The 12,007-nt window shown below is 65.9% G+C and carries 10 protein-coding genes and 1 pseudogene; 9 read left to right on the forward strand and 2 right to left on the reverse strand.

From position 1 onward, the window contains the following. Both EPO41_RS16425 and EPO41_RS16430 read right to left on the reverse strand, forming a co-directional pair. Positions 1–453 (reverse strand): annotated as a pseudogene (locus tag EPO41_RS16425) (nitrate ABC transporter, permease protein); the annotation flags it as partial. 102 nt (positions 454–555) lie between these two features. Next, positions 556–1,935 (reverse strand): ABC transporter substrate-binding protein, encoded by a 1,380-nt coding sequence (locus tag EPO41_RS16430; RefSeq protein WP_296327004.1) that lies wholly within the window; start codon positions 1,933–1,935, stop codon positions 556–558. A gap of 413 nt (positions 1,936–2,348) precedes the next feature. Between EPO41_RS16430 and EPO41_RS16435 the strand changes: the two genes are divergently transcribed. The 9 genes from EPO41_RS16435 to EPO41_RS16475 all read left to right on the forward strand — a co-directional run. Continuing rightward, a complete protein-coding gene (locus tag EPO41_RS16435) occupies positions 2,349–2,828 on the forward strand; it encodes a YbjN domain-containing protein (protein WP_295144536.1) in 480 nt (159 codons plus the stop codon). A 137-nt stretch (positions 2,829–2,965) separates the two neighbouring features. Continuing rightward, on the forward strand, positions 2,966–3,787 hold the full coding sequence (gene lgt / locus EPO41_RS16440; protein ID WP_296327007.1) for a prolipoprotein diacylglyceryl transferase: 822 nt from the start codon (positions 2,966–2,968) through the stop codon (positions 3,785–3,787). Positions 3,788–3,811: 24 nt separating this feature from the next. Continuing rightward, the gene (locus EPO41_RS16445) at positions 3,812–4,903 is read left to right on the forward strand and encodes an SAM-dependent methyltransferase (protein WP_296327009.1); all 1,092 of its coding nucleotides are present in this window, start codon (positions 3,812–3,814) and stop codon (positions 4,901–4,903) included. Then, positions 4,904–5,671 carry a peptidoglycan editing factor PgeF gene (pgeF, locus tag EPO41_RS16450; RefSeq protein WP_296327011.1) on the forward strand — a complete coding sequence of 256 codons (768 nt, stop codon included), beginning with the start codon at positions 4,904–4,906 and terminating at the stop codon, positions 5,669–5,671. A 54-nt stretch (positions 5,672–5,725) separates the two neighbouring features. Then, on the forward strand, positions 5,726–6,703 hold the full coding sequence (locus EPO41_RS16455; protein ID WP_296327013.1) for a hypothetical protein: 978 nt from the start codon (positions 5,726–5,728) through the stop codon (positions 6,701–6,703). Between the two features lie 129 nt (positions 6,704–6,832). After that, positions 6,833–8,419, forward strand: coding sequence for an ABC transporter substrate-binding protein (locus EPO41_RS16460; RefSeq protein WP_296327015.1), 1,587 nt, complete (start codon positions 6,833–6,835; stop codon positions 8,417–8,419). Between the two features lie 106 nt (positions 8,420–8,525). Further along, positions 8,526–10,094: an ABC transporter substrate-binding protein gene (locus EPO41_RS16465; RefSeq protein WP_296327017.1), complete on the forward strand. Its 1,569-nt coding sequence runs from the start codon at positions 8,526–8,528 to the stop codon at positions 10,092–10,094. Between the two features lie 87 nt (positions 10,095–10,181). Continuing rightward, positions 10,182–11,123 (forward strand): ABC transporter permease, encoded by a 942-nt coding sequence (locus tag EPO41_RS16470; RefSeq protein WP_296327018.1) that lies wholly within the window; start codon positions 10,182–10,184, stop codon positions 11,121–11,123. Positions 11,124–11,158: 35 nt separating this feature from the next. Further along, on the forward strand, positions 11,159–12,007 hold an 849-nt coding region (locus EPO41_RS16475; RefSeq protein WP_296327020.1), incomplete at its 3' end, for an ABC transporter permease.

Consider the following 12,007-nt stretch of genomic DNA (forward strand, 5'->3'; position numbering starts at 1 on the left):
GCTGTCCTTGATGGTGTAGAGCGCCAAGGGCATCCAGGCGAGCGGCGACACCGGCTTCAGGATCTGGATGAAGGGATCGAGCGCGCGATAGACCAGCGGCGACATGCCGATCAGGAAGCCGAGCGGAATGGCAACGAGCGCCGCCAGGCCGAAGCCCAGCAGCACGCGGCCCAGCGAATAGGCGAGCTGGATGCCGATCCCCTTGTCGTTGCTGCCGCGCACGTAGAAGGGATCGGCGAGGTGCTTCCAGATCGTGGCGCCGATGTCGGCCGGCGTCGGCATCGCCGACTTCGATCCGGTGGCCGCCGCGGCCCCCACCAGCTTGGCATATTCCGGATCCATCGCCGGGCCGCTGCCCGCCGCCGGCATGGTGGCGACCTGCCAGATGCCGACGATGGCCACGAAGATCAGCACCGACAGCAGGCCCGCCCGCACGCCGAGCGAAGTTTTCATGGCTGGGGGCGCGCCACTCCAGTGGCGCGATCTTCTTTGACCCCCAAGCATGACGGGCGACTGGAGTCGCGCGCCCCCAGCACCTGATACGGCTTCATCATCTCAGGTCCGCTTGATGGCGAAGCTGTTCACGTACTCGTCGGGCTTGGCCGGATCGAAGGGCTTGCCCATCACCACGATCGTCTTCTTCGACGGGTCGGGCGGGGTCAGGCCCATCTCCTTCATCATGTTCGCGGTGTCGGTGGCGAGATAGACCTCGGACGCGACCTTGGCGTAGTCGACATCGGCCTTGAGCTGACCCCAGCGCTTCATCTGGGTCATGATCCAGATGGCGAACTGGTTCCAGGGGAAGGGATCGAAGTCGATGCGGTTGGGATCCTTCTTCACGCCGCCCAGCCCGTCGGCATAGGTGCCGGTCAGGATCTGCTCCAGCACCGTCTCGGGCTGGTTCAGGTAGTTTGCCGGCGCGATCGCCTTGGCGATCTCCTTGCGGTTCTCCTGCTTGTGGGCGTAGGCGGTCGCGTCGATGATCGCCTTCAGGAGCGCGCGATAGGAGTTCGGATTCTGGGTCGCGAATTCCTTGCTGACCGTGAAGGCGCAGCAGGGATGGCCGTCCCACAGTTCCTTGGTCAGCAGGTGGATGAAGCCGATGCCGTCGAACACGGCGCGCTGGTTGAACGGATCGGGGCCGAGATAGCCGTCGATATTGTCGGCGCGCAGGTTGGCCACCATCTCGGGCGGCGGCACCGAACGGATCGAGATGTCCTTGTCGGGATCGAGCCCGTGCTCGGCCACGTAGTAGCGCAGCAGATAGTTGTGCATCGAATAGTCGAACGGCACGGCGAAGCGGAAGCCCTTCCAGTCCTTCGGGTTGCGCTTGTCCTTGTGCTTGTTGGCGAGGGTGATCGCCTGGCCATTGATGTTCTCGATCGCCGGCATCGTCCACGGCACCGGGTTCGAGCCGACGCCGAGCGAGATCGCGATCGGCATCGGCGACAGCATGTGCGAGGCGTCGTATTCCTTGGCCAGCGACTTGTCGCGGATCACCGCCCAGCCGGCCGTCTTCACCACTTCGACGTTGAGGCCCTGCTTGGAATAGAAGCCCATCGGATGGGCCATGATGATCGGCGTGGCGCAGGTGATCGGGATGAAGCCGACCTTCAGGTCCTTCTTCTCCGGCGCGCCCCCCCCTGGACCTCCTTGGGCGAAGGCCTCGCGGGCGGCGCCCAGCGGCAGGACGGAGGAGATGGCGGCCATCGCGGTGGCCGCGCCGACCGTCTTCAGGAACTGGCGGCGCTGGGCATCGACCGGGAACACCGCGCGCAGGACGGCGGCATCGACCACGCGGTTCCAGCGGTCCTCCTCCCCGGCCGGCACGGCCGCCGCCGTCAGGCGGGCATGGTCGGCCTGGGCATGGTCGCCGCCGCAGCTGCAGCTGCCGCGGCCGAGCAAGGCCTTCGGGTCGAATGGGTCCTTGAACATCGAAGCCTCCTCCAAGTCTTGACGTCGGCACGTCTTGGCGCTGATGCGCTTGGAGGCGGAAAAGGCAAGCCGTATGCCAATCGCTCAGGACGTGCACAAATCCCGCAAATTCCGGGGGCCGGAGTCAATTATGCTCAATCAATAAGCAGATTCCGCCGAATCGTTCTGCGGAATCGCCGGACTCGAATCTTAACGTTGGGGATTAAATTCATGGAATCCCTGACTCTTTCCCCGTTTTACACGCCCATTTCTTATTGCGCGGGGAGACTTCCTTTGGCAGGCTACCATTAGTGGGTTGTTGGGTGCCCACCACGATATGTCGGCCACCCGCCTCAAGATTGGCTCAGCGTAGCCGCACGGCGGAATGGTTGGGGAGTAGCTCTATGGCGTTATCTCGACATGAGCGGACACGTTTGAAGTCTGACCTCAATCCGCTCGAAATGATCGAGAAGGTCGTGTCCGCCAACGACTGGCCCTTCGACCGTACCTCGGACCGGGAAATCGCCGTCGAGGTCGCCGGCCGCTGGTGCGATTACCGCATGTTCTTCAGCTGGCGCGACGATGTCGAGGCGCTGCATTTCACCTGCGCCTACGACGTCCGCATTCCCACCGAACGGCATTCGGACATTCACGGGCTGCTGGCCCTGATCAACGAAAAGATGTGGCTGGGTCACTTCGATCTGTGGACCGAGGAAGGCCTGCCGATGTTCCGCCACGCCATCCCGCTGCGCGGGACCAAGGGCTTGATGGCCGAACAACTGAACGACCTCGTCGAGGTGGCGATCACCGAAAGCGAGCGTTTCTATCCCGCCTTCCAGTACGTCGTCTGGGCCGGCAAGAGCCCCGCCGACGCGTTGACCGCCTCCATCCTGGAGACGGTCGGCGAAGCCTGAACCAAAGGGACCTTCCGACGCCCCCTCTCGCTAAAACCAATAAAACCTCGTTCGGATAGTCCCAGCGGCGCCGATCCCCCCGGATCGGCGCCGCGACATTTTAGGGACGCGATTCCCCCGCTATAAGGGTCGCCTTCATGAACACCCTCACCGCGCTTCTCCTGGCGATCCCGTATCCCGAGATCGATCCCGTCCTGGTCCAGCTCGGACCCTTCGCCATCCGCTGGTACGCGCTGGCCTATATCGCGGGCCTGGTGATCGGCTGGCAGGTCATGCGCCGCGTCTGCGACCAACCGCCCAAGGTGCTGTCGCCGGTCAAGATCGACGACTTCCTGCTGTGGGCGGCGCTCGGCGTCATCCTGGGCGGACGGCTGGGCTACGTGCTGTTCTACAAGCCGGGCTTCTACCTGGAGCACCCGCTGGCGGCGCTCACCTTGTGGGAGGGCGGCATGTCGTTCCACGGCGGGCTGCTGGGTGTCATCGCCGCCATCCTGCTCTTCGCCATGCGCAACAAGGCCGATCCGTTCATGCTGTCGGACCTGGTGGCGATCGTGGCGCCGCTCGGCCTGTTCTTCGGCCGCCTCGCCAATTTCATCAACGGCGAGCTGTGGGGCAGGATCAGCGACGTGCCGTGGGCGATGGTCTTCCCGCGCGGCGGACCGCTGCCGCGCCATCCCAGCCAGCTCTACCAGGCCTTCTTCGAGGGCGTGCTGCTGACCCTGGTCGTGGTCGCGGTGTGGAAGCTCACCGAAGGCCGCCGCCGGCCCGGCCTGCTGACCGGCGTGTTCTGCGCCGGCTACGGCCTCGCCCGCATCGTGGGCGAGATCTTCCGCGAACCCGACGCCCATCTCGGCTATCTGTGGGGGCCGGTCACCATGGGCATGCTGCTGTCGCTGCCCGTGCTGCTGTTCGGCCTCTGGGTGATCCTGCGTGCCTACCGCAAGCCCGCCCTGCCGTGACCGGGGCGCCGTGACCGAGCCCTCATGACTGAATTAGGCGGGCTGATCGCGCGCCGCATCGCGCTCACCGGTCCCATATCGCTGGCCGACTTCATGGCCGAGGCGCTGGGTCATCCGCGGCTCGGCTACTATCGCCGAGCCGTGCCGGTCGGCGCCGCCGGCGACTTCACCACCGCGCCCGAGATCTCGCAGATGTTCGGCGAGCTGATTGGCGCCTGGCTGGCCGAGCGCTGGCTGGCGATGGGCCGGCCGTCGCCCGTGCGGCTGGTCGAGCTCGGGCCCGGCCGCGGCACCCTGATGGCCGACGCGCTGCGCGCGACGCGCGGCGTGCCGGCTTTCCACGCCGCCATCGACCTGCATCTCGTCGAGACCAATGCGCCGATGCGCGAGGCCCAGCGTGCTGCCCTGCAGGCCCATCGTCCGACCTGGCACGAGCGCTTCGACGACGTGCCCGAGGGACCGCTGCTGCTGGTCGCCAACGAATTCTTCGATGCACTGCCCGTGCGGCAGTTCCATCGCACGGCGAGCGGCTGGCGCGAGCGCATGGTCGGCCTCGACGATCAGGGCGAGCTGCGGCTGGCCCTGGCGCCGGGCACCACGCCCTTCGCCTCGCTGTTGCCCGATGCCGGCGAAGGCGCCGAAGCGGAACTCGGCGAAGCCGGACGCGCCCTGGCGGGCGCCATCGGCGCGCGCATCGCCCGCGACGGCGGCTGGGCCCTCATCATCGACTACGGGCTGGAGAGCGCGGGCCGCGCCGCCTCGCTGCAGGCGGTGCGCGGCCATCAGGGCACCGGCATCCTCGACCGCCCCGGCGAGACCGATCTCAGCGCCCATGTCGACTTCGCGGCGCTCGCGGCAGCGGCTGGCGTTCCGGCCTTCGGGCCCGTGGGCCAGGGTGAATTCCTGCGCCGCCTCGGTCTCCCCGAGCGGGCGCAGGCCCTGAAGCGCAATGCAAAAGCGGCGCAGGCCAATGCCATCGATGCGGCATCGGCCCGCTTGATCGCGCCCGACCAAATGGGCACCCTCTTCCGCGTGCTGGCTCTCGGCGACGGCAAGAGCGCTCCACCAGCCGGCTTTACGGACATCCCCTCGGACGAAGCCCTCTCGGACCAATAAATGATCCAGGCCCAGACCCTCGCCGCCCTCGACGGGGTGCAACACCGCTTCTTCACCCGCCGGGGCGGGGTCAGCGGCGGTCTCTATTCCTCGCTGAACTGCGGCTACGGGTCGGGTGATTCGCCCGACAACGTGCGCGAGAACCGCCGCCGCGTGGCCGCGCAGTTCGGCCTCGGCGAGCCCGACCTGCAGACCGTGCACCAGATCCATTCGACCGACGTGCTGACGGTCGCCGACGAGCGCTGGAGTTCGCCGGGCGCGCCCAAGGCCGACGGCCTCGTGACCGACCGGCCGGGCGTGGTGCTGGGCGTGCTGGCGGCCGACTGCGCGCCGGTGCTGCTGGCCGACGGCGAGGCCTCGGTGATCGGCGCCGCCCATGCCGGCTGGAAGGGCGCGCTGGGCGGCGTCGTCGACACGACGATCGCGGCCATGGAGAAACTCGGCGCGCGGCGCGAACGCATCCGGGTCGTGGTCGGTCCCTGCATCGGGCCCGATTCCTATGAGGTCGGCCCTGAGTTTCCCGCACCGTTCCTGGCGCAGGACGAGGCGAACGCCGCCTTCTTCCGGACCGCCGCGCGCGCCGGGCATTTCATGTTCGACCTGCCCGGCTATCTCGTGCACCGCATTGCGCTGAACGGCGTCGCCGTAACCGCCACCGGCCACGACACGCTGAGCGGCACCGACGATTTCTTCAGCTATCGCCGCAATACGCTCCAGGGCGTGCGCGACTACGGGCGCGGCCTGTCGGCGATCGCCCTCGCGGCCTGACGTGCCCTATTTCTACTTCCTGATGATCTGCTGCCTGCTCGGGGTCGTCGCGACATGCGCCATGTTGTGATGCTGCTCTGCCTGCTCGCCCTGGCGGCGTGCGGCGGAACCCCCAAGCCCTTCGAGCACGATCCGTCCCAGGTCTCCTACGGACGCCAGATCCGCGACAAGGTCGAGGTGGCGATCAGCCCGCCGCGCAACATGCCACCGGAAATGGGCGAACGCGTCGCAGCCGCCCTCGCCATCGAACTCCAGTCCTACGGCATCGTGGCGGCCGTGGCCCCCGCCGAGGCCCCGATCCAGGTCGACGGCGTGATGAGCACCCGCGATGCCGGCATGTCGATCGAGGTCCAGGTCGACTGGCGCGTCCGCGGCAAGCCGCGCACCGACGAGCCGGCGACCGTGAAGACGCGGGCTCCGCCCGAGGACTATGCCGAGCAGGCCGAGCGCCTGATCTCGCGCATCGCGCAGCAGGCCGCGCCCCGGGTCGCGACCCTGATCGGCAAGCCGCCCAATTTCATTCCGAAAGCGCCGGGCCAGGTCGCGGCCGGCGTCACCATTCCCTACGAGTACCCGACCGATCCGGCGGCGCCGCCGCCGCCGGACGGAGCCGTACCGACGAGCACGACGACGCCGACACCGGTCGCCGCCAAGCCCGCCGAACCGCAGGTCAAGGTGCTGGTCGCACCGGTGACCGGCGCGCCCTCGGACGGCAATCGCCAGCTGACCTCCGGCATGCGGCGTGCGCTGGGATCGAGCAAGCTCGTGATCGTCGACCAGGCAGAAGACGGCGCCTTTACCGTGGTCGGCACGGTGAACATGACGCCGATCGACGACCGCATGGCCCGGCTCGTCGTCAAATGGATCGTGAAGGATCCAACCGGCAAGAATGTCGGCGACATCGAGCAGTCGAATCCGGTTCCGCTTGCGGCGGCACAGGGCTCGTGGGCGGGATTCGGCGACATCGTCGCCTCCGCCGCCTCCGAAGGCGTGCTCCAGCTGCTCGAGCAGGCGATCAACAAGCCCCGCTGACATCTGCGCAGCGCGTGAATCGGCTTGTCAGAGGGGGGTTCCCGGCTGCTACTGTCCTGTGGGGCGGCTCGATTCTTGCAAGCGTGTGCGAGGACAAGAAATAGCCGCGAGACAGGGAGCTAAAAAATCATGTTTTCATTCAGGAAGTCGGCGTTGGCCGTCCTCGCTGCGGCGAGTGTCGGCGGGCTCATGGCCGCTGCCCCGGTGCAGGCGCAGACGCTCAAGGTCGTGATGCATTCGGACGTGAAGATCCTCGATCCGATCTGGACCACGGCCTACATCCAGCGCAACCACGGCTACATGGTGTGGGACACGCTGTTCGCCATGGACGAGAAGTTCGACGTCAAGCCGCAGATGGTCGACAAGTACGACGTGTCCGCCGACAAGCTGACCTGGACCTTCACGCTGCGCGACGGTCTCGAATGGCATGACGGCAAGCCCGTGACCGCGGAAGACTGCGTCGCCTCGATCAAGCGCTGGGCTGCCCGCGATTCGATGGGTCAGAAGCTGATGGCGTCGGCCGAAGGGCTCGAGGTCGTCGACGCCAAGACCTTCAAGCTGAAGATGAAGGAGCCGTACGGCCTGGTGCTCCAGTCGCTCGGCAAGCCGTCGTCGAACGTGCCGTTCATGATGCCGAAGAAGACGGCCGAAACCGACCCGATGCAGCAGATCAAGATCGAGGACGTGATCGGTTCGGGCCCGTTCGTCTTCAAGGCCGACGAATGGAAGCCTGGCGAGAAGATCGTCTACGTCAAGAACACCAAGTACAAGCCGCGCGCCGAGCCGCCCTCGGGCCTTTCCGGCGGCAAGGTCGTCAAGGTCGACCGCGTCGAGTGGATCGCGATGCCGGACGCGCAGACCCAGATCGGAGCCCTGCAGAGCGGCGAGATCGACATGATCGAGGCGCCGGGTCACGACCTGCTGCCGCTGCTCGCCAAGGACAAGAACATCAACCTGCTGAACGGCAACCCGACCGGCAACCAGTACACGTTCCGCTTCAACAGCACGGCCAAGCCCTTCGACAACACCAAGGTCCGCCACGCCGTGTTCGTGGCTTTCGCCCAGGAGGACTTCCTCAAGGCGACGATCGGCGATCCGCAGTGGTTCAAGGTCTGCAAGGCGCCGTTCGTGTGCGGAACACCGCTCGCCACCGACGCCGGCATGGCCGACGTGCTGAACGGCAACGCCGCCAAGGCCAAGCAGCTCCTCACCGAGGCCGGCTATGACGGCACGCCGATCGTGCTGATGCACTCGACCGACCTGCAGGTCCTCACCAACCTCGCCCCGGTTGCCAAGGCGCAGATGGAGCGGGCCGGCTTCAAGGTCGACATGGTGTCGATGGACTGGCAGACGCTGGTCGCCCGCCGCGTCAAGAAGGATCCGCCGAACGCCGGTGGCTGGCACGCCTTCCTCACCTCGTGGGTCGCCGCCGACATCCTCAACCCGGTGATGGCCGGCTTCTTCAACGCCTCGTGCGACAAGGCCATGTTCGGCTGGCCGTGCGACGCGACGATCGAGAAGTTCCGCGACCAGTTCGCCAAGGAGACCGATCCCGCGAAGCAGAAGCAGATCGTCGAGGACCTGCAGAAGTACTGGGTCGATCATCCGACCCACATCAACGTCGGCCAGTGGTACGCTCCGCTGGCCCGCCGCAACAACATCGAGGGCAACCTGATCGCCCCGGCGCCGGTGTTCTGGAACGTCTCCAAGAAGTAGCCCGATCCGCGCGCGGGGCCCTGCCCCGCGCGCCCATCGACGAAGGCGGGAGATCCCTGCCTTCTTCGATGGGGAAGAAACCCGGAGGGGGCTTATGAAAAAAGTGATGAAGCGTACGCTCGCGGCGATGGTTGCCGGAGCGATCCTGTCGAGTGCGGGACCGGTGCTGGCCCAGGGCAAGGTCGTCAAGTTCGTGCAGAACGGCAACCTGACCATCCTCGATCCGATCTGGACGACAGCCTACGTCACGCGCAACCACGGTTACTTCATCTACGACACGCTGTTTGCGGCCGACGAGAACAATGCCGTGAAGCCGCAGATGGTCGACAAGTACGAGGTCTCCGGCGACAAGACGGTCTGGACCTTCACCTTGCGCGACGGCCTGGAATGGCATGACGGCAAGCCGGTGACGTCCGAGGACTGCATCGCCTCGATCAAGCGCTGGGGCGCCCGCGACGCGATGGGCCAGAAGCTCATGGACTTCGTGAAGGAGTTCAAGGAGGTCAATCCCAAGACCTTCCAGATGGTGCTCAAGGAGCCGTACGGCCTCGTCCTCGACTCGCTCGGCAAGCCGTCGTCGCAGGTTCCGTTCATGATGCCGAAGCGGGTCGCCGACACCGATCCCTTCAAGCAGATCGACAGCCAGATCGGCTCGGGCCCGTTCATCTACGTGAACGCCGAGTCCAAGCCGGGCGAGAAGCACGTCTACGCCAAGAACACCAAGTACAAGCCGCGCGCCGAGCCGCCCTCGGGCCTGGCCGGCGGCAAGGTGGTGAAGGTCGATCGGGTCGAGATCATCGAGATGCCCGATCCCCAGCAACAGGTGAATGCGATCGCCGCCGGCGAGATCGACGTCATCGAGCAGCCGCCGCACGACCTGATCCCGGTCCTCAAGAAGGAAAAGGGCGTCACGCTCTTCAACTGGAATCCGCTGGGTCACCAGTTCATCTTCCGCATGAACTGGCTGCAGCCGCCGTTCAACAATCCGAAGATCCGCGAGGCCGCCCTGCTGTCCATCCGCCAGGAGGACTATCTCAAGGCAACCGTCGGCGAGCCGGAGTTCTACAAGGTCTGCACGGCCGCCTTCATCTGCGGCACGCCCAACGCCGTCGATGCGCCGGGCGACATGTTCGTGAAACCGAACTTCGAGAAGTCGAAGGCGCTGCTGAAGGAAGCGGGCTATGACGGCACGCCGATCGTGCTGCTGCAGTCGACGACCCTGCCGGTGCTCACCAACACCGCCCCTGTGACAAAGGCGCTACTCGAACAGGGCGGTTTCAAGGTCGACATGCAATCGATGGACTGGCAAACCGTCGTCACGCGTCGAACCAACAAGGGTCCCGTGAGTCAGGGCGGCTGGAACATCTTCCACACATTCTCGGTGGCGGCTGACATCCTGAACCCGATCTCGACCTCCTACATGGTCGCGAACGGCGACAAGGCGTGGTTCGGTTGGCCGAACGATCCGGAGATGGAGAAGCTGCGCGACGCGTACGCCAAGGAAACGGATCCGGTGAAGAACAAGGCGCTCGCCGCGGCCGTTCAGGCCCGGGCCTTGCAAACGGCGCAGTATGGCTGGATCGGCCAGTGGTACGGACCCGGCGCCATGCGCTCCAACATCTCGGGCTGGCTGAAGGCGCCGGTGCCGGTGATGTGGAACATCGAGAAGAAGTGACAGCGGGACCGCCATCCGGCGGTGCCGTTGTCATCCTGGGTGGAGCGAAGGATCTTTCGCTCTGCCCGGGTGACACGTAGAGGGAAAATGCTCGACTTTATTGCCCGTCGTCTCATAGCCATCATCCCCGTATTGGCGGTGGTGGCTGTCTTCGTCTTCCTCATGCTGCGATTGACGCCGGGCGATCCCGCCGCGGTCATCGCCGGCGACAACGCCACCTCGGACCAGATCGCCGATATCCGCGCCAAGCTCGGGCTCAACGAGCCGATCTGGACGCAGTTCGCCATCTGGATCGGCAATGTGCTGCAGGGCAATTTCGGCGAGAGCTTCTTCTTCAAGAAGACCGTCGCGGAGCTGATCGCCCAGCGCGTGGAGCCGACGCTTGCCCTCGCCATCTGCACCCTGCTCTTCGCCGTCACCGTTTCGGTGCCGATCGGCGTCATGGCCGCCTACCGTCAGGGCTCCCTGCTCGACCGCGCGGTGATGGGCTTCTCGGTGCTGGGCTTCTCGGTGCCGGGTTTCGTGATCGGCTACTGCCTGATCTACGTCTTCGCGATCGAGCTGGGCTGGCTGCCGGTGCAGGGCTACATCCGGATCGGCGTCAATTTCTGGGGCTTCCTCGAGCGAATGATCCTGCCGTCGCTCACCCTGTCGGTCGGCTTCATCGCCCTGATCTCGCGCATCACGCGCGCCTCCGTTCTCGAAGTGCTGAACGAGGACTATATCCGCACGGCCCGCGCCAAGGGATTGTCCAACCGCGTGGTGCTGATGCGCCATGCGCTGCGCAATGCCGCCGTGCCGATCCTCACCGTGATCGGTCTCGGCATCGCCATCCTGATCGGCGGCGCGGTGGTGACGGAAAGCGTCTTCGGCCTGCCCGGTCTCGGCCGTCTCACGGTCGAGGCGGTGCTGAGCCGCGACTTCCCGACCATCCAGACCGTCATTCTTCTCTTCTCCGTCGTCTATGTCGTGATCAACCTGCTCATCGACATCAGCTACACCCTGTTCGACCCGAGGATCCGGTATTGAGCGCGATCACCGAAGAAGTCGTCGACTCCGCGTCCATTGCGGCGGCGTCGACCAAGCGCAAGAGCCTCTGGCTCGTTGCTCTCCGCAACCCGAACGTGATCGTCGGCGGCGTCATCCTGCTCGCCATGCTGCTGATCGCCATCCTGGCGCCGTTCCTCGGCACCGTCGATCCGACGCGCATCGATCCTGCGGCCCGCAACAAGAAGCCGGGCACCGAGATCACCTATCGCCTCGACGACGGGACGACCGCCAAGCGCGTTGCCATCATGGGGACAGACAGCCTGGGTCGCGACGTCTACAGCCGCGTCCTCTACGGCGCGCGCGTTTCGCTGGCCGTCGGCGTCGCCGTGTCGATCATCGCCGTCATCATCGGCATGGTGATCGGCCTGGTGTCCGGCTACATCAGGTGGGCCGACGGGATCATCATGCGCGTCATGGATGGATTGATGGCGATTCCGGGCATATTGCTCGCGATCGCCCTCGTCTCGATCTGGCGCGCCGGCCTGATCACCGTGGTCTTCGCCATCGTCGTGCCCGACGTGCCCCGTGTCGTGCGACTCGTCCGCTCGATCGTGCTGACGGTGCGCGAGGAGCCGTACGTCGAGGGCGCGATCTCGGTCGGCACGCCGACCTGGATCCTGATGTTCCGACACATCCTGCCCAACACCGTGGCGCCGTTGATCGTACAGGGCACGTTCCTTGCCGCCGCCGCCATCCTCACCGAAGCCGCGCTGTCCTTCCTGGGCATCGGCATCCCGCCGGAAATCCCGAGCTGGGGCAACATCATGGCCGAGGGCCGCACGCTGTTCCGCGTGTTCCCGCACAACATCCTCTATCCCGGCATCTTCCTTGCCTTGACGGTGCTGGCCATCAACATCATGGGC

This window comes from Reyranella sp. (genome assembly GCF_004297265.1).
Lineage (GTDB): Bacteria > Pseudomonadota > Alphaproteobacteria > Reyranellales > Reyranellaceae > Reyranella.